General features: G+C 45.6%; 23 protein-coding genes. 20 read left to right on the plus strand and 3 right to left on the minus strand.

Features of this window, described 5'->3' with window-relative positions; all coding sequences use genetic code 11:
- Window positions 1–61: 61 nt before the first annotated feature.
- On the minus strand, window positions 62–340 hold the full coding sequence (locus BMZ93_RS01605; protein ID WP_091501508.1) for a helix-turn-helix domain-containing protein: 279 nt from the start codon (window positions 338–340) through the stop codon (window positions 62–64).
- A gap of 64 nt (window positions 341–404) precedes the next feature.
- On the opposite strand from BMZ93_RS01605, the gene BMZ93_RS01610 reads away from it, so the two are divergent.
- From BMZ93_RS01610 to BMZ93_RS01675, 15 genes are all read left to right on the plus strand, one after another.
- A complete protein-coding gene (locus BMZ93_RS01610; protein WP_091501510.1) occupies window positions 405–1,577 on the plus strand; it encodes an AIPR family protein in 1,173 nt (390 codons plus the stop codon).
- A gap of 143 nt (window positions 1,578–1,720) precedes the next feature.
- The gene (locus BMZ93_RS01615) at window positions 1,721–2,284 is read left to right on the plus strand and encodes an ImmA/IrrE family metallo-endopeptidase (RefSeq protein WP_159427774.1); all 564 of its coding nucleotides are present in this window, start codon (window positions 1,721–1,723) and stop codon (window positions 2,282–2,284) included.
- A 3-nt stretch (window positions 2,285–2,287) separates the two neighbouring features.
- Window positions 2,288–2,761, plus strand: a complete 474-nt coding sequence (locus BMZ93_RS01620) for a hypothetical protein (RefSeq protein ID WP_091501514.1) — start codon at window positions 2,288–2,290, stop codon at window positions 2,759–2,761.
- A gap of 52 nt (window positions 2,762–2,813) precedes the next feature.
- Window positions 2,814–3,059, plus strand: a complete 246-nt coding sequence (locus BMZ93_RS06570) for a hypothetical protein (RefSeq protein WP_159427775.1) — start codon at window positions 2,814–2,816, stop codon at window positions 3,057–3,059.
- Window positions 3,034–3,390 (plus strand): type II toxin-antitoxin system PemK/MazF family toxin, encoded by a 357-nt coding sequence (locus BMZ93_RS01625; protein WP_159427776.1) that lies wholly within the window; start codon window positions 3,034–3,036, stop codon window positions 3,388–3,390. The genes BMZ93_RS06570 and BMZ93_RS01625 overlap by 26 nt, the downstream gene beginning before the upstream one ends.
- Window positions 3,391–3,905: 515 nt before the next feature.
- Window positions 3,906–5,759 (plus strand): translation elongation factor 4, encoded by a 1,854-nt coding sequence (lepA, locus tag BMZ93_RS01630; RefSeq protein ID WP_091501517.1) that lies wholly within the window; start codon window positions 3,906–3,908, stop codon window positions 5,757–5,759.
- 141 nt (window positions 5,760–5,900) lie between these two features.
- Window positions 5,901–7,121: a zinc-binding alcohol dehydrogenase family protein gene (locus BMZ93_RS01635; RefSeq protein WP_091501518.1), complete on the plus strand. Its 1,221-nt coding sequence runs from the start codon at window positions 5,901–5,903 to the stop codon at window positions 7,119–7,121.
- Window positions 7,122–7,178: 57 nt separating this feature from the next.
- Complete coding sequence (prmA, locus tag BMZ93_RS01640; protein ID WP_091501520.1) at window positions 7,179–8,069, plus strand: 50S ribosomal protein L11 methyltransferase; 891 nt, start codon at window positions 7,179–7,181, stop codon at window positions 8,067–8,069.
- 9 nt (window positions 8,070–8,078) lie between these two features.
- A complete protein-coding gene (locus BMZ93_RS01645; RefSeq protein ID WP_091501522.1) occupies window positions 8,079–8,825 on the plus strand; it encodes an RsmE family RNA methyltransferase in 747 nt (248 codons plus the stop codon).
- Window positions 8,826–8,923: 98 nt separating this feature from the next.
- Window positions 8,924–9,316 carry a hypothetical protein gene (locus BMZ93_RS01650; RefSeq protein WP_143404265.1) on the plus strand — a complete coding sequence of 131 codons (393 nt, stop codon included), beginning with the start codon at window positions 8,924–8,926 and terminating at the stop codon, window positions 9,314–9,316.
- Window positions 9,317–9,412: 96 nt separating this feature from the next.
- Window positions 9,413–11,038, plus strand: a complete 1,626-nt coding sequence (locus BMZ93_RS01655) for an ABC-F family ATP-binding cassette domain-containing protein (RefSeq protein WP_091501930.1) — start codon at window positions 9,413–9,415, stop codon at window positions 11,036–11,038.
- Between the two features lie 59 nt (window positions 11,039–11,097).
- Window positions 11,098–12,267: a hydroxymethylglutaryl-CoA synthase gene (locus tag BMZ93_RS01660; RefSeq protein WP_091501525.1), complete on the plus strand. Its 1,170-nt coding sequence runs from the start codon at window positions 11,098–11,100 to the stop codon at window positions 12,265–12,267.
- A gap of 121 nt (window positions 12,268–12,388) precedes the next feature.
- Window positions 12,389–12,832: a nucleoside 2-deoxyribosyltransferase gene (locus tag BMZ93_RS01665; protein ID WP_091501527.1), complete on the plus strand. Its 444-nt coding sequence runs from the start codon at window positions 12,389–12,391 to the stop codon at window positions 12,830–12,832.
- 84 nt (window positions 12,833–12,916) lie between these two features.
- Window positions 12,917–13,186, plus strand: a complete 270-nt coding sequence (locus BMZ93_RS01670; protein WP_091501529.1) for an ACT domain-containing protein — start codon at window positions 12,917–12,919, stop codon at window positions 13,184–13,186.
- A gap of 26 nt (window positions 13,187–13,212) precedes the next feature.
- Entirely contained in the window at window positions 13,213–14,556 is a 1,344-nt protein-coding gene (locus BMZ93_RS01675) for a PFL family protein (RefSeq protein WP_091501531.1), read from the plus strand.
- A 764-nt stretch (window positions 14,557–15,320) separates the two neighbouring features.
- Here the strand turns inward: BMZ93_RS01675 and BMZ93_RS01680 are convergent.
- On the minus strand, window positions 15,321–15,569 hold the full coding sequence (locus BMZ93_RS01680; protein WP_091501532.1) for a hypothetical protein: 249 nt from the start codon (window positions 15,567–15,569) through the stop codon (window positions 15,321–15,323).
- Window positions 15,570–15,699: 130 nt separating this feature from the next.
- Between BMZ93_RS01680 and xerC the strand changes: the two genes are divergently transcribed.
- The 4 genes from xerC to BMZ93_RS01700 all read left to right on the plus strand — a co-directional run bounded on the left by xerC (window position 15,700) and on the right by BMZ93_RS01700 (window position 20,777).
- Window positions 15,700–16,623 (plus strand): tyrosine recombinase XerC, encoded by a 924-nt coding sequence (xerC, locus tag BMZ93_RS01685; protein ID WP_200769354.1) that lies wholly within the window; start codon window positions 15,700–15,702, stop codon window positions 16,621–16,623.
- A gap of 71 nt (window positions 16,624–16,694) precedes the next feature.
- Complete coding sequence (locus BMZ93_RS01690; protein ID WP_091501536.1) at window positions 16,695–17,570, plus strand: aldose 1-epimerase family protein; 876 nt, start codon at window positions 16,695–16,697, stop codon at window positions 17,568–17,570.
- Between the two features lie 55 nt (window positions 17,571–17,625).
- Complete coding sequence (locus tag BMZ93_RS01695; protein WP_143404266.1) at window positions 17,626–18,522, plus strand: hypothetical protein; 897 nt, start codon at window positions 17,626–17,628, stop codon at window positions 18,520–18,522.
- Between the two features lie 245 nt (window positions 18,523–18,767).
- Window positions 18,768–20,777 (plus strand): KUP/HAK/KT family potassium transporter, encoded by a 2,010-nt coding sequence (locus BMZ93_RS01700; protein WP_091501540.1) that lies wholly within the window; start codon window positions 18,768–18,770, stop codon window positions 20,775–20,777.
- Window positions 20,778–20,820: 43 nt separating this feature from the next.
- Here the strand turns inward: BMZ93_RS01700 and BMZ93_RS01705 are convergent, their stop codons facing one another.
- Entirely contained in the window at window positions 20,821–21,669 is an 849-nt protein-coding gene (locus BMZ93_RS01705) for an N-acetylmuramoyl-L-alanine amidase (protein ID WP_091501541.1), read from the minus strand.
- 87 nt (window positions 21,670–21,756) lie between these two features.
- Between BMZ93_RS01705 and BMZ93_RS01710 the strand changes: the two genes are divergently transcribed.
- Window positions 21,757–23,667: an ABC-F family ATP-binding cassette domain-containing protein gene (locus BMZ93_RS01710; RefSeq protein ID WP_091501543.1), complete on the plus strand. Its 1,911-nt coding sequence runs from the start codon at window positions 21,757–21,759 to the stop codon at window positions 23,665–23,667.
- The last annotated feature ends 34 nt before the right edge of the window (window positions 23,668–23,701 follow it).

The following is a 23,701-nucleotide window of genomic DNA, read 5'->3' on the forward strand; positions in this document are numbered from 1 at the left end:
GGGCGGGGAGCGGCGAGAATTGGCGGTGCAAGGATGGAAAGGTGGGAGGCCGGCCAGAGGGCTATAGATATTGATCGATTTCAGTGATTAGATCTGGAAAATCAATCTGTAAGGCAATGGATATTTTCTTAAGAGTAAAAATTGATGGCAAGTTGTAGCCTAGTTCAATATTAGATAATGATTTTTCACTTATCCAGTCTTCAGGTAAAAGACCGTCTTCAATTGGCTCGGAAATAAAAACTTCACGAGAATATCCCAATACTTTTCGGTGTTGCCTGATTATATTACCTATTTCTTTGTTTTCTAACTGTTCTTTTCTTTTTACCACAATAGTAACCATGGTTCCTTTTATTATTATCTGTAATACATTATATTATACATATTGAATGAAAGAGGAGAAAACGATGATTGAAAAATTTCCAGTAAAAAGTATACGAACGACAAAGTCGCCTTCAACTGAAGGTGTTACAACATACACCATGTTGGTTGATTTTAATGATTTGCCAAATGACATTTCACTAGAAGTAAACCCACGTAAGCCAAAGATGAACACGGCTGTTGCTAAAAAATTGATTCATGCAGTTACGGGGACAGAAGAAGATTTTGATATTAAGAACCGTGGAATTGTAATTATTGCTAATAATCTGATTTTTAACAACGGTCAAGTTACTTTGGATTTGGGTGATGATCGTACTCGATTCGGTATTTTGGATGGTGGTCATACTTACACGGCTATTACGCAAAACCGAGGGGATATGCCTGAGGATATGCACAAATATGTAAAGTTGGAAATTTTGGTTGGCGAAAACCTTGATGCAACTGGGCTAGCTGATGCTCGTAATACGAGTGTTCAGGTTAGTGATATCGCGTTATTTGAATTAGATGATAAATTTAATGACGTTAAGGATGTCCTGAAAAAAGAAAGCTATGCTGATGATGTGGCTTATAAGGATAATGATAATAAGAGTATTCCTGTCGCAGATCTATTGCGATTGATGTACGCGATGAATATCGAGAAATTTGCAAGTGAAACAACAGCTCCTGTTTCTGCCTATTCATCAAAAGCAGCTGTTTTCCGTGACTACAAAAAGGAAATTGATAAGGGTGACGATAATGTCTATGCAAAATTAATTCCATTGTTACCTGAATTGGTTCGAATCTTTGAATTCATTCAACGTGATATGAAGAAGTACTATGCTGAATTTAAGAAAGCAAATGGACAGAGTTCATCTGCTTTTGGAAAAGTTCGCGGTGTTGAAGGAGCAGGAAATTATCACACAGCTTTTTCAAAGATGGATATTGAGTATCAAATTTCAAATGGATTTATTTTCCCAATCTTCGGTGCATTCCGTGCGCTTTTGAAAGAAAATAACGATGGAACTATCGAATTCGAATTTTCACCCGAAAAGGTCTGGAATAAAGTAGGTGTGAACTTAGTTCAGAATACTTTTGAAACAGATACAAACCCTCAAATGGCTGGAAAGAATAAAACGTTGTGGCAGGGAAACTATCGAATTGTTGAAGGTGCTAAAAAAGATTTGTTAATTGAAAAATTGATGAATCAAAACGGTTTGTAAGATATTGGTTTAAAGGTCGACACTTTGTGTCGGCTTTTTTTATTCCTATCCTTCATAACCGCTGCTTCATGACCGTGCTAGATTAAGAAATAAAAGCAAAGATTTATTTCTTGTCTTCGTATTACTACATGAAGGAGGTCAATATGGATAACACGAAAACGATTGCCGTGGTGAGTTTAGCAAAAATTGTTCGAAAGGATGTCTTTTGCTTGGAAGACAATCGCGCGCTGTTTGATAAGTTGGAGGGGATGGGCGTCGAGCTGTTAGGCTTCTTTGATAAGAAGATGTCAGCTTTACTGAAGTGGGATAGTCATTATCATCATCCGGTTATTGCGGTAAATAACCGGGATTCGGAGAAGAAACAAATCTTTTCATTGGCCCATGAGATTGGCCACTTATTCATCGATTATGGTTGGCTGCCAGAACCTTATAAGAACCCAGACGACTTTAACAATCTTGATGGCGTACTGAATGTGACTCATTACCGTCGGGTGAAGAGCCATCAAAACGGTAGGGATTCGAAACGTGAAGTGCTAATGGACGACTTTGCCAGGAACTTTCTGATGCCCTATGAAGAGGTGAAACAGCTATTGGTTGATAATGGCTTTAACGTGGAGACAACGATTGACCAGCTGGTGGAAAGATACTATGTAACTGAACTGACTGCGCGTCGGCAGTTAGGTTTTGTAAGAAATCGAGGTGATTGAGTGATGGATTTCACTGACCCAGTTTTTAGGAAACACCTGGAAGCTTTGGTTAATGATTTGCGCGGATTTGATAAATCTGAGACTAGTAGTCCTCAAGATGATGATTCCAATAAGGTGAGTTTTCATACACTGCGTAACCAGCAGAGTATCTCTTTTCGGGAACAAATCATCCTGGCGATTAGCGAAGATATTAAGAGTAAGGCGGCCATTCGAAAACGTTTTTCGACTTTTTATATCTGGTTCTTAACCTTAGTCACGACACTTGTTTTTTATGTCATCTTAGATCCGATTAACATGCTGTCGAGTGGAGCGAGCTTTTACTCGGATACGTTAAAGATATCGTTGGTGGGTACCTTCTTTGCCACACTATTGTCTGCCTTTATGGCGATGGTGAAATACGGTTTTACGGCGGAGAAACAGATGATTGAACTGTTTGATTTGATTGGAAATGAGAGTGAGGGTGGAAGTGATGAGTGACCCTCGTACGCAATAAAGTAATTGTGTTTTGTATTTGAAAGGAGAAATGAAAATGACTGTTCATACATATAGGCAAGGCAACGAAATAGTGATTACAATTCCAGCCGAATTTAAAGTAGAGGCAAATAAAGATTATCAGCCAACAATTTTACCGGATGGAACCATCAAGTTTATTCCAGAGGATAGTCCTTTCCCGGACATATGGAATGATGATCCGAAGGATATTGCCGCATTTAACCAAGAAATTGGTTCACTTGATGATGGTGCGAATTATGGTCGAGAAAACGTTGAGTATTAAGCCTGGCAGTGTGTATTGGATTGACGTGGAGCCACACTCTGGTCGAGAACAAGGTGGACACTTAGTATCAGAAAATAATATTCGGCGTCCGGTCGTTGTTGTATCGAATGAGAGATATAACGAACACAATATGGCACTTGTCTTTGCATGTACATCAACTAATAAGAAAAATCGATATTTATTACCCATTATGCTAAAAAAGCCATCTAATATTATTCTTAGTCAGATTTTGGGCTACGACATGGTGTCAAGAAATGCCCAGTATATGGGTTTTGATGTTGGCCAAGAGACATTGAGCTATCTAAGAAATATTGTTATGCAATATATATAATTTGTGAGGAGACTCAAAGGAAAAGCACCTACAAATTTTTGTAGGTGCTTTCTTCTACTATTGCAGAAGGGGTGTAAAGAAAGTTGCCCTCTTTTTATAAAGGAAGTGGTGATATGAATGTACTCACTACTCTGGAAAGGGGGAGGGCTTTGACTCCGGTAAAGCACTACAGCTAGTGATTAGCTCTGCGATTCTTATCGTAATGATTTTATCTTGCGTTGTTGCGCTATTAATTTAAGCAAAAGAAAATAACTATCTCTTCTTTGAACGGCCTGAGATGATTATTTTATAATTTTTTTAGGACTGCTTATCACTTTTGTGAGTCTGCTTGGTGGGCAATCTGTTGCAACCAGATTGATCTTTCTTTACGCCTCCAGTTTAATCAGGCCCACCAGACATCACAAGCAAATACCACAATGGTTCATATGCCTGTTGTAAAGCAATGCCGCTATTGGTTTGGCGGCCTTTTTCGTGTAAACTAAGTAATAAGAAAAACTTTTAAAAAGCAGGTAAACATGGCTGATTTTACAATTGACCAATTGAAGGAACGACAGAAGCGGATTCGTAACTTTTCAATCGTGGCCCACATTGACCACGGGAAGTCCACGATTGCGGACCGTATTTTGGAGCAAACGAAGACGGTTGCTGAACGTGATATGCAGAACCAGTTGTTGGACTCCATGGATTTGGAGCGTGAACGAGGCATCACGATTAAGTTGAACGCCGTTGAAGTTCACTACGAAGCCAACGACGGGCAAACTTACATCTTCCACCTGATTGACACACCAGGGCACGTCGACTTCTCTTATGAAGTATCACGTTCTTTGGCGGCCGCCGAAGGGGCTATCTTGGTTGTCGATGCGGCACAGGGTGTCGAAGCCCAGACTTTGGCTAACGTCTTCTTGGCCTTGGATAATGATTTGGAAATCTTGCCAGTCATTAACAAGATCGATTTGCCATCGGCAGATCCTGACAAGGTGAAGCAGGAAATCGAAGACGTGATTGGCTTGGATGCCGACGATGCCGTTTTGGTTTCAGCCAAGAAGGGGATTGGTATCCCTGAATTGCTGGAGCGAATCGTTTCGGACTTCCCAGCGCCAGACGGTGACTTGGAAGCGCCTTTGCAGGCCTTGATTTTTGACTCCCAGTACGATGCCTACCGTGGTGTTGTGGTCAACATTCGTGTCCGTCAGGGAGTTGTCAAGCCTGGTGACAAGATTCGAATCATGAACACCGGGGCTGAATACGAAGTCAACGAAGTTGGTGTGATGTCACCCAACGCCCAGAAGCGTGACTATTTGATGGCAGGGGATGTCGGCTATTTGACGGCTTCAATCAAGGACATCTCAACAACTCAGTCTGGTGATACCATCACGCTGGTCAACAACCCGGCTGACGAACCATTGCCTGGTTATAAGAAGATGACGCCAATGGTGTACTCAGGACTTTATCCTTCTGACAACGCCAAGTACGGTGATCTTCGCGACGCCTTGGAGAAGTTACAACTAAACGATGCTGCTTTGACTTTTGAACCTGAAACATCCCAGGCCTTGGGCTTTGGATTCCGTGTTGGATTCTTGGGCCTCTTGCACATGGATGTTATCCAGGAACGTTTGGAACGTGAGTTCGACCTTGATTTGGTCACAACGGCGCCATCCGTTACCTACAAGGTGACGACAACCGACGGCGAAGTTTTGATGATTGAAAACCCATCCGAACTACCAGCCTCACAGGACATCAAGACCATTGAAGAACCATATGTGCACGCGCAAATCATGGTGCCAAACGATTACGTTGGGGCCGTCATGGAATTGGCTCAGCGCAAGCGTGGGGAATTCGACACGATGGAGTACCTGGATGAGAGTCGTGTCAATGTGAAGTACTACATGCCACTGTCTGAAATCATCTTTAACTTCTTTGATAAGTTGAAGTCTTCAACTCGTGGTTATGCTTCATTGGATTACGAGCTGGACGAATACCGTCCATCCGACTTGGTTAAGATTGACATTCTCTTGAATGGCGATAAAGTCGATGCCTTGTCATTCATCGTCCACCGTGACTTTGCGGTGGAACGTGGCCGTATCATTACAGCCAAGTTGAAGGAAATCATTCCTCGACAGAACTTTGAAATTCCAGTTCAGGCCGCCATCGGGAACAAAATCCTGGCCCGTACCAACATTAAGGCCTACCGTAAGGATGTGACGGCCAAGATTCACACGGGTGATCCGGACCGTCGTGCCAAGCTGCTGAATAAACAGAAGCGTGGTAAGGCCCGCATGAAGGATGTCGGAACGGTTTCAGTTCCACAGGAAGCCTTCATGGCCGTTCTAAAGACCGAAGACGACGAACAGTACGCAAAGGGAAACTAATTTTTCTCAATTGTAGACTGGTTTAGGGCCTTTTGTATTTTTAGAGAATACGAATTTGTTTAGAATCATTGAAAAAGCCAATCTTCTGGGTTAGAATGAAACCAAACAGGGGTGAAATGCATCCCCCTAAGGAGTGTAATTATGGCTTTTAAAACAGTGATTGGTTCGATTGCAGATCACTTCCGGCCAAAGATGGACGCGGTCGGAGTGACACATAATGGCCCATTGACGGCCGATGACGCTTTCATTGAGCGTTCCGTCAATCAGCCACAACCGCGCGAAAACGAAATTCTTGTGCAGGTTTTGGCTTCATCCGTTAACCCGGTTGACGTTAAGATGCGTTCCGGTTACCAGGATAAGGGTGTCTTCCGTATCTTTGGTTTGGATGTTGTCGGACGAGTTGCCGCCGTTGGTAAGGACGTGTCCCGTTTTGCCGTTGGTGACCGTGTTTACTACGCTGGAAAGCAGCACCACGACGGTGCTGATGCCGCTTACCAGGTCATTCCTGCCGAGATGGCTGCTAAGGCGCCAGAAAATTTGGATGACGTATCCGCTGCGGCCATGCCATTAACGACCATTACGGCCTACGATATTTTGGTCCATGGTTTCCACTTGCCAATCGCAAAGGATGCCGGCAAGGGTAAGAGTGTTCTTATCATTAACGGTGCTGGTGGCGTTGGTTCAATTTTGATTCAATTGGCCAAGTACCTTGGCTTGACGGTGATTGCGACCGCTGGCCGTGCCGATTCACAGGAATGGGTCAAGAAGATGGGTGCTGATCACGTGGTGGATTACCACCGTGGCTTGGTTCGTCAGATTGCCGATTTGGGTTATCCCGAAGTTGACTACATTGCCAACTTGCAGGACACAACCGGCTACTGGGACTTGATGGTGAAGACGATTCGCCCTTACGGTGAGATTGCCTCAATCGTCGACACGACGATGCCAGTGGACTTAGGCGAATTGAAGTCCAAGTCCGCTTCCTTCTCATGGATTTTCATGTTAGCTCGTGGTAACTTTAACGTTTACTTGTCCGAGCAGGGACAAATCCTAGAAGATATGGCGACCCTCTTTGATGAAGGTATTCTTCACTCAACGGTCACGAAGGTATACCACGGCTTAACTGCTTATAGTATTCGTTCGGCCTTCCAGGATGTCGCGGGACACCGTGCCATCGGTAAAGTCGTTGTCGACTTCGCACCAAACATTAAGGCCTCTGAAGGTGGCATGCCACTGGAGGACGGTTCTGATAAGGAATCGACCTTCTCCGATGGACCTGATAACATTCAGGAAAAGGACGGCCAGGCTGAAAAGACTGGTAAGTCCGAACTAAACGATGAAGATGCACCAACACATTATTAAAATAGTAAAAGCCGGGAACCGGTTGGTTCCCGCTTTTTCTTTGTAAAGGATAATTAGATGACAACTTATCAAAAGGTAACATGGACGGTTCCTGCTGACCTGCAGGACTTCGTTGTCTCCGTTTTAATTGAACTGGGCGCCGACGGGGTGGAGCAGGGAGAAGGAACCCTGACCATTTATGAAGACCAGGCCAAGGATGGCTGGCGTGACCGCTTGCAGTCCTATGAAGTGGGTTTGAACCTGTTGAAGGACCAGGGCTTGGCCTTACAGGTGGAACCCATCGTGAACGAGGAACTGGCATCCGATACCTTTGAAAACGAGTGGAAGAACTACTACCACGCTGCCCGTATTACCAACCGCTTTACGGTCGTGCCTGCCTGGGAAGACTACCAAAAGCAGCAGGAAGGTGAAAAGTTGATTGTTATGGATCCAGACCAGGCCTTTGGGACTGGAACCCATCCAACGACGTCTTTGATGTTGCAAGCTTTGGAAACCGTTGTTCGTGGTGGGGAAAAGACCATCGACGTTGGAACTGGTTCTGGTGTCTTGGCCGTTGGTGCCAAGCATTTAGGCGTTGGCGACGTATTGGCCACGGATATCGATGAAGAGGCCGTGAAGACGGCCGAAGAGAACCTGGCCTTGAATCCGGTTGCCAAGGATGTGACCGTCATTGCCTCGGATTTGATGAAGGACGTGCCGGAGAATTTTGTGGCCGGCGGTGTTGATTTGGTTTTGGCCAACATCTTGGCGGATGTCATTGAGCCCCTGATTTCACAGGTTCGACCAGTCGTCAAACCAGGTGGTCACTTCTTAGTGTCTGGTATTTACGATGATGTGGCTGAGAAGATTGAAAAGGCCTTGATTGCCCATGACTTTGTCGTGGAACAGAAGATGCAGTCAGGCACTTGGCACGCCTACATTTGCCGTTTGCCCGAAGAAGCAGAATAGGAGATTGCCATGCACCGTTATTTTTTGAATGAAAAAATTGGCGCAGTAATTGAATTGACCAAGGACCAGGATGTCTTTCACCACATGCTGCGCGTTCGCCGTGCTAAGGTGGGAACAAAGGCGGAATTTGTGGATGTTGATCAGAAACTTGTCGTTGGGGAACTAGTGGAAGCCGGTTCCGATTCGGCAACGGTCAAAGTCTTAGAAGAGTTAAAGCAGAAGGTGGAGCTACCGGTTAAGGTCACGCTCATTGTTTCACCCGTGAAAAACGACCGAACGGACTGGTTTGTTCAAAAGGCGACCGAACTCGGTGTTGATCGAATCATCTTGACCAAGATGGAACGGACGGTTGTCGACTGGGGTAAGCAGCAGGAAAAGAAGTTAGCTCGTTTAGAAAAGATTGCTTTGAATGCTGCGGAACAGTCCCACCGTTTAAAGGTGCCAGAAATTGACTTCATGGCCTACCAAGACGCGATTAACGAGAACAAGGACCACGGCCTGGTTGCCTGGGAAGAGTCAGCCAAGGAAGGCGAGAAGGCGACTTTGCTAAAAGTCGCAGAAGAAGCTAAGTCTGGTGAACGCTTCACGGTGCTCTTTGGACCGGAGGGGGGCTTGTCAGTGGAAGAGATTAAGGGCTTAGCTGCCGCGGGCTTTGCGCCAGCTGGCTTAGGTCCCCGTATTCTACGTGCCGAAACGGCACCACTCTACACCTTAAGTGCTTTATCAACCATCTGGGAACTACAAGAGGGCATGTAAGAACTCCAACAGATTCTAAATTCTGTGCTTGTCGCTGTCCGCGAAAAAATTTATAATAGTGTATGTATCAAATTGAGAAAAAGACGGAGAATACCATTGTGGATTCAGTAAAGAATACATTTAATAGGAGCCTGGTGAACTGGCTAATCGCCTTGTTTATCGTGGCTATCGTCCTGCCTTACATTGGCTCAGTGCGTAGTTGGTCAACGATTTTCAAAGTTGTCTTTATGTACTTCATCGTCAATGGTGGTTTTGCCTTGGCTTTTGGTTACGCCATCCGTCGGAAGGGCTTCCGCTTCTATTGGATTTTTGCCCAATTTCTGGTGTTTGGGCTCTTGTCCAACTACCTTTTTAGCATTGTGAACGAATCCTACGGCTACTACTTAGCCTTTCTATACTTGATTTTGACTTGTTTTACTTTCTTTGCCAATAACGATGATGATCTTGACGAAAACGAACTGCCCGTTGATGGTGGTTATCAAGACGTCTAATCAAATGATTTAACGAAAAGCGCCCAAATAGGGGCGCTTTTCTGTTAGACTGTTATAAGGTAAATCTCGCATTTTATGAAAACGGAGGGAAACACCGTGATTACTGTTTCAGATATGACTTTTTCATTCTCTGGTAAGAAACTCTACCAGGATGTTAACTTAAAACTGGTACCGGGACATACATATGGTATTATCGGGGCCAACGGAGCCGGAAAGTCCACTTTCCTAAAGCTCTTGCAGGGCAAGTTGGAACCAACTGAAGGTTCAATCAATATTACTGCCGGGGCACGTATGTCCTCATTGGAGCAGGACCACTTTGCCTACGACGATTCAACGGTGATGGATACTGTTATCCAGGGTCACAAGCGTTTGTACGAAGTGAAGACGGAGATGGATGCCATCTACGCCAAGCCTGACTTCTCAGATGAAGACGGCGTTCGCGTTGGTGATTTGTCAGCTGAATTCGAAGAACTTGATGGTTGGAACGCGGAAGCGGAAGCGGCACAGTTGCTAACGAAGTTGGGTATCGACGAATCCATGCACTACACCTTGATGGGTGAATTGACTGAAAACGACAAGGTGAAGGTCCTCTTGGCCCAAGCCTTGTTTGGTAACCCTGATATCTTGGTTTTGGATGAGCCAACCAACGGGTTGGACGTTCAAACGATTTCATGGTTGGAAAACTTCTTGGCTGATTTCGAAAACCTTGTCATTGTTGTTTCCCACGATCGTCACTTCTTGAACGTGGTTTCAACGAACATCTTGGATGTTGACTACGGTAAGATTACACCATTCGTTGGTAACTACGACTTCTGGCGTGAATCAGCCGAATTGGCGCAGCGTTTGGCTTCTCAGCAAAACGCCAAGAAGGAAGAGCAGATTAAGCAGTTGCAAGAATTCGTTGCCCGCTTCTCTGCCAACGCTTCCAAGTCAAAGCAGGCCACTGCCCGTAAGAAGCAGTTGGACAAGATTACTTTGGATGATATCAAGCCTTCATCACGCAAGTACCCTTACATTTCTTTCCCAATCAACCGTGAAATGGGAAACGATTTGGTGAAGGTTGAAGGAATCTCCAAGTCCATCGACGGCGAAAAGGTTTTGGACAACATTACCTTTACTGGCCGTCCTGGTGACAAGATTGCCATCCTGTCCCGCTCTGATTTGGCGACAACGACTTTGATGCAAATCTTGGCCGGCACAATGGAACCTGACACTGGTTCGGTTACCTGGGGTGTGACAACTTCTCAGTCATACTTGGCTAAGGATTTGAACGACAACTTTGACGACCAAGACAAGGTGATTTTGGACTGGTTGCGTGACTTCGCCGAAGAAGAGCAAAAGGATAACACGTCATTGCGTGGTATGCTTGGTCAAATGCTCTTTAAGGGTGACGATGCCTTGAAGGAAATCAAGGTTTTGTCCGGTGGTGAAAAGGTGCGTATTGTTTTGGCAAAGATGATGCTCTTGAAGGCCAACGTCTTGCTTTTGGACGATCCAACCAACCACTTGGATTTGGAATCCATTCAATCCTTGAACGAAGCTGTTACAGCCTTTAAGGGTTCTGTGATTATGACCTCACACGATCACGAGTTCTTGGAAACAACGGCCAACCACATCGTTGAAGTTTCAGCGAAGGGTGTTGTGGATCGTTTGGATACGACTTATGATGAATTCATCTCGACTGATTCCATTCAGGCGAAGGTGAAGGCACTTTACGATTAATAATTGATTATCGCAAGAGCGCTTTCGGGCGCTTTTTTGTATAAAGAAGGAGTTCATTGATGGCAGTTGGAATTGAACAGATGGCTTTTTACACGCCGGGCTTGTCACTGGATATGATTGATCTGGCCAATGCTCGTGGCGAAGAACCAGACAAGTACACGATTGGAATCGGTCAGAGCACCCAGTCCATCGTGCCAAACTACGAAGACGTGGTCACGATGGGGGTTAATGCGGCTCGCACTTTCATTGATAAAGTCGATGTGGAAGCCATTGACATGCTGCTTTTTGCAACGGAGTCTGGGGTCGATAATTCGAAGTCGGGGTCGATTTTTGCCAAGAACTTCCTGGGCTTGAAAGAGGGCATCCGGGCCATCGAGATGAAGCAGGCCTGCTATGCGGGAACCTTTGCTTTGATGCAGGCCAAGGATTTTGTGACCCTTCATCCGAAGAAGAAAGTCCTGGTGATCGCTTCTGACATCGCTCGTTACGGTTTGAAAACACCAGGCGAAGTGACTCAGGGGGCGGGGGCTGTAGCAATGCTTATCTCGGCGGAGCCGAAGGTCGCTGTTATCAATGACGACACTGTCTACATGGTTCGGGATGAACCAGATTTCTGGCGGCCCATTGACTCTGACATCGCCTTGGTAGACGGTCATCAGTCAACGGACGTTTACAAGGAAATGTTCCTGGACTTGTGGGGCCGCTACAAGGCAGAAAAGGGCGTTGAGCTCGGTGATTTGGCCGGCTGGGGCTTCCACATGCCTTATACGAAGATGGGTAAGAAAGCTTTGGAGCAGATTTTGCCAGAGGTCGACAACGACCAGGCCGAGTTGCTGCGGGAGCGACTTTGTGACGCGCAGTTTTATAACCGGCATGTTGGGAATTTGTATACGGGGTCGTTGTATCTGTCCTTTATCTCGCTCCTTGATCAGAGTAAGCAGCTAAAGGCGGGGGACCGAATTGGCATGTTCTCCTTTGGCTCAGGGGCCGAGGCAGAATTGTTCTCATTGACTTTGGTGGACGGCTATCAAGAAGTGATTGCCGCAAACAAGGTGCAAGAGATGCTGGATGACCGGAAGCGTTTGTCCATGGCTGAATACGAACAGGCCTTTCAGAGCCAACTCTTTGATTCCAGCCAGGATGTTGCTTCGGATGCGCCTGAGAAAACGGGCCTCTGCCAGTTTACTGGTTGGCAGGAACGTTACCGTCAGTATCGGATGGCTAAATAAATTTTATAAACCGCTTGGAGAGTGATTTCCGAGCGGTTTTTTCGATACATTTTTTAGAAAGTAATCTAATAGTCACAGAATTTTGATACACTAGTTTTAAGACATAAAGAGGGAGTTTACCATGGCAAAACGAGTATATCTAGCAGGTCCGTTTTTCTCAGAAACACAGGTTGCACAGGTCGAACGGTTGGAAAAGGTCTTAGCCGCCCATCCCCAAATCGGCGATGTTTTCTCACCACGTAAGCATCAGCACGAAGAGTACGAACTATTCTCACCAGAATGGCAGAAGGTTACCTATGCCTCTGACGTACAAGCAATCAATGACTGTGATTTGATTGTGGCCTTGTCCGACTTTGACGGGGCCGATGCTGATTCAGGAACTGCCTGGGAACTTGGCTACGCTTTTGCTAAGAAAATTCCAGTGGTCATTGTCAAAGAAGATGAAGTAACCTTGAACTTGATGCTGGCACAGTCCTTGACGGCTTACCTGCACACGGTTGAAGATGTGGCGGATTACGACTTTGAAAAAATGCCAAAAATTCCTTACGACGGCGCTGTCGTATAAAAAAACACAAAAAGGGCAGGCGAAAACCTGTCCTTTCGCGTATAATTTAGTATTAAATAAAGAAGCCTAAGTGGCGAAGGAGTAATGATGAAAGCAGTTGTAACCGTAGTTGGACAGGACAAGACAGGAATCGTGGCGGGAATCGCCAACGAATTAGCAGCCTATGGCGTTAACATTTTGGATTTGTCACAGACGATTATGTCCAAGACTTTCACCATGTCAATGCTTGTTGAATTGGGTGGCGAAGACTCATTTAACGAATTGCATGCAGCCTTGAAGGAAAAGGGAACAAAGATGGGCGTTGCCGTTCACGTGCAACGTGAAGAAATCTTTGAAGCCATGTCACGCATCTAATCGAGCACAGTACGAAGGATTTAAACATGGAAACTAGTCAGATTATTGAAACCATTAAGATGGTCGAAGAGGATAACTTCGACATCCGTACAGTGACAATGGGAATTTCCCTTTTGGACACTGTGGCAAGTACTCCTGAAGAAACTGCCAAGAACATCTACAAGAAGATTACGACCTACGCCAAGGACTTGGTAGCGGTTGCCGAACAAATCGAACGCGAATACGGTGTGCCAATTACAAACAAACGTATCTCCGTTACGCCAATCTCTTTGGTGGCTGGATCAGCCAACGAAGAAGAAATCTTGCTTTTGGCCCACGCCATGGACGATGCTGCCAAGGAAGTCGGCGTGGACTTCATCGGTGGTTACTCAGCCCTCGTTCAAAAGGGATTCTCACACGGTGACTTGGCTTTGATTCACTCATTGCCACGTGCTTTGACGGAGACGGACTTGGTTATGTCTTCTGTTAACATTGGTTCATCCAAGGCCGGTATGAACTTGGACGCTGTTAAGTTGATGGGTGAAACCGTCAAGAAGATTACGGACTTGTCTGACACAGCCAATGCTAAGATGGTGATCTTTGCTAACGCGGTCGAAGACAATCCATTCATGGCCGGTGCCTTCCACGGTGTGACGGAACCAGATGTTGTCATTAACGTCGGTGTTTCAGGTCCAGGTGTGGTGAAGCGTGCCCTTGATAAAGTCAAAGGTGAATCCATCACGACGGTGGCCGAAACAATTAAGAAGACGGCCTTCAAGATTACTCGTGTTGGTCAGTTGGTTGGCTCATTGGCTGCCGAACGCTTGGGTGTTCAATTCGGAATCGTTGACCTTTCATTGGCACCAACACCAGCCCGTGGTGATTCGGTTGCTGAAGTTTTGGAAGCCATCGGTTTGGAACAGGTTGGTGCCCACGGTACCACCGCTTGCTTAATGATGCTAAACGATGCCGTTAAGAAGGGTGGCGTGATGGCTGCCCAAGGAGTTGGTGGTTTGTCTGGTGCCTTCATTCCTGTTTCTGAAGATGCCGGCATGATTGACGCTGTTAAGGCCGGGACTTTGTCATTGGCCAAACTGGAAGCCATGACGTCAGTTTGTTCTGTTGGTTTGGACATGATCGCCATCCCTGGTGAAACGCCAGCTACGACGATTTCTGGAATGATTGCTGATGAAGCGGCCATTGGAATCCAGAACAACAAGACGACTGCCGTTCGTATTTTGCCTACGAACGGTGCCAAGGTCGGTGACATGATTGATTACGGTGGCCTTTTGGGTACTGCGCCGGTTATGCCTGTTGTAGACAAGTCTTCTGCAGAATTCATCAACCGTGGTGGACACGTGCCAGCACCAATTCACTCATTTAAGAACTAATTTTTGATAACTGTATAAGAAAAACGCTCCTTTGTCGATATGAGACAAAGGGGCGTTTTTTGCTATATGCAGGGGGAGGAAATCTTGCTATTCTTTGGATGAACTTTGTTACTCCTGCATGGTGTTGTAGTTAGGCACCAGGAAAGGAGGATGAAGATTTGAATATTTTAGTTATTCTAATGCAATTGCTTGATGCCATACTATTTCCGGTATTAACTGCAATGTTAGCGGATTTAGTGCTAACTAAATTGCATAAATGGTTAAATCGTAAAGATTAATCATATGTGCCTCGGCTGGCCAGCCGGGGCTTTTTAGTATAAAAAAACCACCGCTGGCCGGCGGTGGTCTTGGAAGGAGAATGAAAACTCTTTTCCTAGTTATTCTGGTTTGATTATATCACACTAAAATGGCTTGTAAATTATCATAATATGAATCTTCATAATAAAAAGCCACCGCTGGCCGGCGGTGGCTTTGAAAGAAGAACAAAAGCTCTAACTTCAAATACTCTATTTAGACTATATCACGATGTATTTGGTTGTAAACCCTTACAGTATGAATAATCATAATAAAACCACCACTAGCCGGTGGTGGTTCTGAGAGGAGAATAAGAAATTGATCTCCAATACTGCTTCTTAAACATATCACGACGTAAGCAACATCCTAATTCTCAATCAGAATATATGCCTAAAGGGGATATATCTTGATGACGGCGGTCAATGAAAAGTAAGCACAAAAAAAGACCCGAACGGGTCTTTTTGACTTGATTAATGACGGCGACTGGCACGTGCGCCATAGTCGTAACGGTCATTTGCAGCAATTACGCGCTTCGTCAGTAAGTCAGAAGCTTGGTGATGTTGTTCTTCATAGTGGCGACCTTCTTCCAAGGCGACACGCTTATCACGATTGTTTAAAATGTTATCGCGGAATCGTAGGAAGAAGGCTGAGAACTTAACTCGCTTCATTTCCAGGTTGTGACGCAAGTAATCGGTATTTGAATTAATTGGTAAGTTCATTAGATTGCCTCCTAGCACTTGTTTAACTATGTCTACTATACTGCCCGGAAGCCCTGGATAATATGGTTTTTGCTAAATCGTAAGGGTCTTTACTTTTTCTTAAAAACTAGCTTTAGCGTATAATGGAATTATGGAAAAAGAACTGGCACAATACCAATCATATTTGAATGCTGAGCGTGGCTATTCTTCTTTGACGGTAGAAGCCTACAGTAAGGATATTCAGGCCTTTGTCGACTATTTGAAGGACAACGGCGGCTTCACACGTTTTCAAAGTGTTCAGCCTCTGGATGTCCGCGTTTACTTAGCTTCTTTATATGATGAGGTCTTGGCCCGAACGACCATTGCTCGTAAGGTATCGAGTTTGAAGAACTTTTACGCCTACTTAGTTAAAGAAGGGCTAGCGCAGGATAATCCTTTTGAGGGGGTGGCCTTGCGTAAACACCAGGCCCACTTGCCGGAGTTTTTGTATGACAACGAGCTACAGGCCCTTTTTAAGGTGGCCTATGATAAAAAGGACCATCCCCAGTACCGACGGGATGCTGCGCTTCTGGAGTTTCTCTTTGCGACTGGGGTTCGTGTTTCGGAGCTGTCGGGGATGCACCTTGATCAGTTGGATTTGAATAACCAGTTGGTGTTGGTACACGGAAAGGGGAATAAAGATCGTTACGTGCCCTTTGGCTCCTATGCGAAGAAGGCCTTGCAGGATTACTTGGAAAACGACCGGCCGGAACTCTTGGCTAAGAATAAAAAGTCGGACAAGCCAGAAGAGGTCTTTTTGAACACACATGGTGGGGCCTTGACCTCGGCAGGGGTGACTTATATCTTGCAGCAGTTGATGAACAAAACCTCCTTGACTGGTAAGATTCATCCCCACATGCTCCGCCATACTTTTGCGACGGCTTTGCTGAACCGGGGAGCGGATATGCGAACGGTACAAGAGCTATTGGGCCACGCCAATCTGTCAACAACACAGATTTATACCCATGTATCGAAAGCCACGCTACAGTCCTCTTATCAGAACTACTTCCCACGTGCGAAGCGTGAAAATGAGTAACCGCTTTCAATTGCCTTATAAAGGCGTTTTTATCTATTGTCATAATAAAAAAGAGGTAGTAAAATAAAAGCATGATAACCCTAGAAAATGACAAACTAACAGTAAAGATTAACGAGCACGGGGCAGAATTAACTTCTGTTTGGAATAAGGAAGATAGCCTTGAGTACATTTGGTACGGCGATCCCATGTACTGGGGACGCCATGCGCCAAACCTCTTTCCAATTGTGGGCCGTTTGCAAGGTGACCAATTCAATTTGGCTGGCCAAACTTACTACATGAACCAACACGGATTCGCCCGTAACATGGACTTCACCGTTGTGGAACGAGATGCGGACTACGTGCGTTTTTCACTTTCTGATTCAGAGGCCACTTGGCGTATTTACCCATTTGCCTTTAAGTTTGATGTCATTTTCCGTTTAAAGGGTTCTGAACTCTTTGTGGATTATGAAGTTCATAACCCTGACAAGCAGAAGTCACTTTTCTTCTCAGTTGGTGGACACCCTGGTTTCAACCTGCCTTTGGACGGCGGTAAGTTCTCAGATTACTACCTATCAGTTAAGCCTGAAAAGGTTTACGATCGGATTCGCTTGGTTGGGCCTTACTCAAATCCGAACATGCCATCGCCATTTAACGCCGATATTCCTCTGCGTTTGCGCCAGGAAGATTACCATGATGATGCCATCATTTTGAAGTTGGACCGCCAAAAGGCAACCTTCTTGTTGGCCCGTTTGGCTAACCAGCACGGCATGGAAATGACCGTTGATAACGCCCAGTACCTGGGTATCTGGACGCCCGCTGGTAAGGATGCACCATTTATCTGTATCGAACCATGGTGGGGAATTGCTGACACGGTGGATGCAACCGGAAACTTCAAAGAAAAGTTTGGCTGCAACGTTTTGGCAGCCGGTGATACCTTCAACGGTACTTACTCAATGAACTTCTTCTAAGATTAATAAAAAAGGAAAAGCCAGGCGCAACGCACCTGGCTTTTGTGTGAATAATATGGATTTTTTGACTCTAATTAAAGAAAAGCATGCGATTAACCAGGCCGCTTTGGCAGTGCCAATGGCCCTGGGACCAAATGATAAGTTCACGCCTTTCCGGCGACTCTTGGATACCGAGAATCCCGATGCTGTCATTTGGCAGGCGGACGCCATTGCTGATGACTTCTCAAAGGAAGTAATCTGGGACCAAGTTAAGCAGGGCGGTGCTCAAGCAGTTGATGAGGGCGACATGTCAGCCATGAAGAAGGCTTCCATGAAGGCTGAACTCGATAAGGCCCATGAAGAATTTCTATCAAACTGGCCAAGTATCCAGCAGCAGATCATTCAAGAACTACTGCAAAATGCGAAACAAACTGCGAATGGCCGCTACCTCTTTTTGTCCTATGCAACAAAAGAAGAGGGCGGCTCTGGCGAAATGGCTCCGGCGGACCAAGCCTTCTTCTTGGTATCGACTTTAAAGGCTGGTGGACAGGATTTTGCAGGTGCCTACATCCCAAGTCACTTGGATGAAAACTTGCAGAATAAGGTCCGTGAAGCTGCCAGGTCTGCTGACGTATTGACAATTCAGACCCAGCAATTAGCCGATTTGGATGAGCAGACTTTGACGACTGCCTTTGAAAAAGCGGTGGAAGCAGGGGATGATTTCTTGAATTTGGAGATTTCAGCAGCTGTGCTTGGAGAATACGATGTTTCAGATATTGAACTGATTCTATCAAATTTGTTAAGTAAGTACGCTGATAAGTTGCACCTAATTTTGACTTTGACAGGTCAGTTGAGCAAGGAACAGTTGGAGTCTTGGTTGATTTTGCCATCCGCCTTAGTGACTTTGGCACTATCAGGAAACTACCAAACACCAATGATTCAATCTACGATGAAAGAGTTGGGTTGGAATTAGTTCGTTTTCAATTTGAACCAGACATGGTATACTAGTTCTTGACCAACTGGGTAGTATCTATCTACCTACCCGGCACCCGCAAGGGTGTCGTTTTTTTTTACAATAAATTCCTTCAAAATAACTTGTATTGATGAGAATTAAGCGTTACAGTCAAACTGTTTACAGGATTATTTACTACTAAATGTTTGATAAAACGCTTCGGGGTGAATGCCTGATTCTTCATATTAATTCGAATTGGAGAAAAGATGACGAATAAGAAAAAATCGAAACTGAAATACGCAGCCTTCCTAATTACCCTTGGAATTGTCTACGGCGATATTGGTACCTCACCACTCTATACGATGAACGCCATTATTGCTGGAAACAGCAGTACGGATAATCAGCGAGCCCTGGTCATCGGATCAATCTCCCTGGTCTTTTGGACGTTGATGTTGATTACGACCATTAAGTACGTTTTAATTGCTTTGAAGGCCGACAACCACGGTGAGGGTGGCATTTTCTCCCTCTACAGTCGTGTACGTACGAAAAAGACAAAGTGGTTGATTCTCCCCGCCATGATTGGTGGGGCGGCTCTCCTGGCTGATGGGGCGCTGACGCCTGCTGTGACGGTGACTTCTGCCGTTGAAGGGTTAGCGGGTCAGGCCTTTGGCCCATTGACTTTTCCGACGGGGACAAAGTTTGTGGTGCCAGTGGTCTTAGCCATCTTGTTCTTTGTCTTCTCCTTGCAGCGAAAGGGAACGACAAAGATTGGCCGGCTCTTTGGACCATTAATGTTTATCTGGTTCACCTTTATTGGCCTCTTTGGGCTCTTGCAGGTCTTTCAGTACCCAGCGGTTTTACAAGCCTTGTCACCGGTTTATGCCGTTCAAACGCTCTTTTCTTCCTATAACAGTCAGGGAATCTTGATCCTAGGAAGTATCTTCCTGGCCACAACCGGTGCCGAAGCGCTCTATTCTGATATGGGACACGTTGGTAAGCACAATATTTACTTGTCTTGGCCATTTGTTTATACCATGCTGATTTTAAACTACATGGGGCAAGGCGCTTGGGTGATTATGAACCACCCAAGTGGTACGAATTTAAACCTCTTCTTTGATATTTTGCCGAACCAGTGGCGAATCGTTGGGGTTATCTTGAGTACGATTGCCGCGGTGATTGCTTCCCAGGCTTTGATTACCGGAGCCTTTACACTGGTGTCAGAGGCGATTTCGTTAAAGATTATGCCTCGTCTACGGATAACCTATCCAACGACGGCTCGTGGGCAGATGTACATCGCCTTTGTGAACTGGCTACTCTGTGCCGTCGGCATTGGCGTGGTGCTCTTCTTTAAGACCTCGCACCACATGGAATCGGCCTATGGCTTGGCCATTACGGTCACCATGCTGATGACCACGCTTTTGCTCTTTGAGTTTATTCGAAGTCAGTCGCAGTTAACCTATGCGGTAATTTTTGCCGCGACCTTCGGTAGCTTAGAGACCCTGTTCTTGATTGCTAGTTTGGTGAAGTTCATTCACGGTGGCTATTTCACGGTCATCTTACTGATGTTGATTCTATCCGTCATGGTCTTCTGGTATTACGGTAATAAGCGTCGTGAGGCTTTGTCTTTGAACAACGACTACCTGTCCTTGAAGGATTACCGCCGTCAGCTAGTGGAACTATCACAGGATACAAACGAGCCGTTGATGGCCAACAACCTGGTTTATCTAGTGAATATTCACGATGACTATACGTTGAAGAAGTCCGTTATCTATTCGCTTCTAGGTGCCCGGCCAAAGCGTGCGAAAGTCTACTGGTTTGTCACCATTCGTGAGGGACGAAATCCTTATGAAAAGTCCTATTCCATTGATCAAATGGGGACGAAGAACATCGTTCGTGTCGTCCTGTACTTAGGATTTAAGGTCAATCCTGAGTTGGAGTACTTCATTCGGCAGATTGCCAAGTCACTCGTTCGAGAGGGTTACCTGGAACCACAAAAGGTACGTTACGGCTTGGATATGAAGCGGGCCGTAGGTGACTTTAAGTACATCTTAACCAACAATTACTATACGGATTTGGAAGCTGTAACTCATATTTCTTCCTGGGACCGTTTCTTGATTGCCGGTCGTGTGCTACTTCAATCGCACTCTGTTAACCTCCGTTCCTTCTATCGCTTGCGCTTCTCCGATACTGTCGAGGAAGTGGTACCGCTCTTTATGGAACGACCACAGTCTTCGAAGCTTGAACGACTAGAAGTGATTAATCAACCAAGTGAATAAAAAAACCAGCAGGTGATGAACCTGCTGGTTTTTTTATATGGTGTTAATTTGATTGGATGTAGTTGTAAAGGCCATTGGTAATGTCTTTGGCAATCTTTTCCTGGTAAGACGTTGACTTGATGTAGTTCAGGTCCTTATCGGAATCAATGAAGCCTAGTTCGAGCAAGACAGCCGGACGGGTGACATCCTTAATCACTAGGTAAGGAATAGAATCATAACCGCGGTTTTGGAGAGGTAGGTTGTTCAAGGACTTGGAAAGTGATTGAACCAGGCTCAGCGAGTTACTGTTGTAGTAATACTGGGAAATACCTGACGCTGAGTTATGAGTACCAGAAGCATCGAAGTGGAAGGAGATTTGGGCGTCTGCTTGATACTTTTCTGCTGTACGGGGAATGTAGAGCAAAGGCACAATGACATCGGTTGAACGGGTCATCAAGACGCGGGCACCGGTCTTTTCCAAATCCTTCCTTGTCGCAAGGGCGGTTTTCAAGGTGTATGTCTTTTCGTAGTACTTATTGTTGTAAGACATGGCACCCGTATCGGAACCCCCGTGACCCGGATCCAAGACAATCGTTGCTTCAGAAAGTGCCGTTGGCTTCTTTAAGAAGGTATTGTTGGCAACCCATGACGCAACCCAGCCCTCTTGGTCGTCCTTGGAATCCTTGACATACCACCAGCCGTTTTGCCGTTTCAAAACAGTTAGTTTTGTCCCGGCCTTCATCGCTATAATTTGCTTCGAGGTACGGCTTGGTCCTTTCCGAAGAGGGACGTCGTCCGGACGGGTGGTTAACTGGTTCTGCTGCGAAAGCGAGAGGACCAGTAGGAAGGTAGTCAGGGTGATTAACCCTAGGACCGATAGGCCAATTTTATTATTTTTAATCCAATCAATCATAAAATGACTCTTTTTCTTTCGTGAACTTTCCTAAATAGTTTACCACGATGGCCGACAAAACCGGTTAAATTAAGTATAATAGAAAGCATGAAACAATTCCGAGTAGAAAATTTAACTTCCGTATATGGTGAAAAAGTCCTTTTTGAGGACCTTTCCTTTTTAATCTCTTCTGGTGACCGTGTTGGGCTAGTTGGTGTGAATGGTTCAGGGAAGACAACCCTGTTGAACGCCTTGTCTGGTAAGCATCCAGCCGACAGTGGTACGATTACGACCCAGAACGACTTTCGAATTGGCTACCTGGAACAGGATCCTGATTTGGATGGGCACTTAACTGTTTTGGATGCCGTTTATGCTGGTGATCAACCTGTTTTTAAGACGGTACGAGCCTACCAGGAGGCGCTAGACGCCTTTTCGATGAATCCCGAGGATACCAAGGCGGCGGATCGTTTTGAAAAGGCCCAGGCGGCCATGGACCGTGATGATGCCTGGACGATTGAGTCGCAAATCAAAACGATTTTAACCCAGCTACATTTAACGGACTTAAAAGCCGAAGTGAAGAATCTTTCCGGTGGTCAGAAGAAGCGTGTCGGGATGGCGCAAGTTTTGATTCAAGAGCCAGACTTGCTCATCTTGGACGAGCCCACCAACCACTTGGACTTCGATTCCATTGCCTGGTTGGAACAGTACCTAGCCAAGTATAAGGGTGCTTTACTAACGGTTACTCACGACCGTTACTTCTTGGACCGAGTAACCAACCGTGTCTTTGAGCTTTCCTTTGGTAAACTCTACGAATACGAGGGAAACTACCAGGACTACCTCGAGGGGAAGGCCCAACGTCAATCGGATGAGGCCCTGGCGGAGCATAAGCTGGAAAAGAAATACGAGCAGGAAAAGATTTGGATGAATAAATCCGCCCGTGCTCGTACAACGAAGCAAAAGGGCCGTGAGAAGGCCTTTGCACAGTTGGAAGAATCGATGGGTCAGGTCAAGCAGGACGAGGACATCGAGCTATCACTGGGCCAGTCACGCCTGGGTAAGAAAGTCATGAAGTTGGAAGATGCGACTTTGGCATTTGGAGACAAGTTGATTTTCAAGAATTTATCCATGCTTTTGGGGCAGCGTGACCGAATCGGAATTACTGGGCCAAACGGGGTTGGAAAGTCTTCCTTGCTAAACGTTTTGGCAGGCCGTTTGCCATTGACCGATGGAATCTTTGAAGTTGGTCAAACCGTCAAGCTTGGTTACTACACGCAGGTGACGGAAGAGATTCCTGACGATAAGCGTGTGATTGAGTATTTGACGGACGTGGCTTCGACCATTAAGGATGAGAATGGTCAGCCTTTGTCAGCAAAGGACTTGCTTGAGCAGTTCCTCTTCCCACCATTTATGCATGGGACACTGGTTCGTAAACTGTCCGGTGGGGAACGCCGTCGCCTTTACCTGTTGAAGATTTTGATGCAGGCACCAAACGTTTTGCTCTTAGATGAGCCGACGAACGATTTGGACATTGGGACTTTGACGGTTTTGGAGAACTTCTTAGCTCGCTTTGCTGGAACAATTGTGACGGTTTCCCACGATCGTTACTTCCTAGATTCAGTTGCTGACTATGGTTATTACCTAGCTGGCGGAGGTGAAGTTGACCGTTATAATGGTGCTTTCTCAGACTATTTGGATGAAGTGATTCTGCCTCAAGAGAGTGGGAATGGACAAGCTGCCGTCAAGGAAGAAAAGGCCGTTGAGGATAGTCCTGAGCCACAGAAAAAAGAGAAAAAACGTAAGTTAACTTACAAAGAAAAACAAGAATGGGAAACGATTGAAGATGATATTGCTGCTTTGGAAGAGCAAGTTGATTCTTTGAATAATGACATCGCGGAATGCGGTTCAGATTACGGTAAAATCGTGACGATTCAATCAGAGCTCGATGAAAAGCAGGCCGCTTTAGATGACAAGATGAGCCGCTGGGAATACCTTTCTGAAATTGTTGAAGGACAGGACTAAGGTCCTGTTTTTTATTGGACTTTTTTATTTGTAT

This window comes from Fructobacillus durionis (assembly GCF_900112405.1).
Taxonomy (GTDB): domain Bacteria; phylum Bacillota; class Bacilli; order Lactobacillales; family Lactobacillaceae; genus Fructobacillus; species Fructobacillus durionis.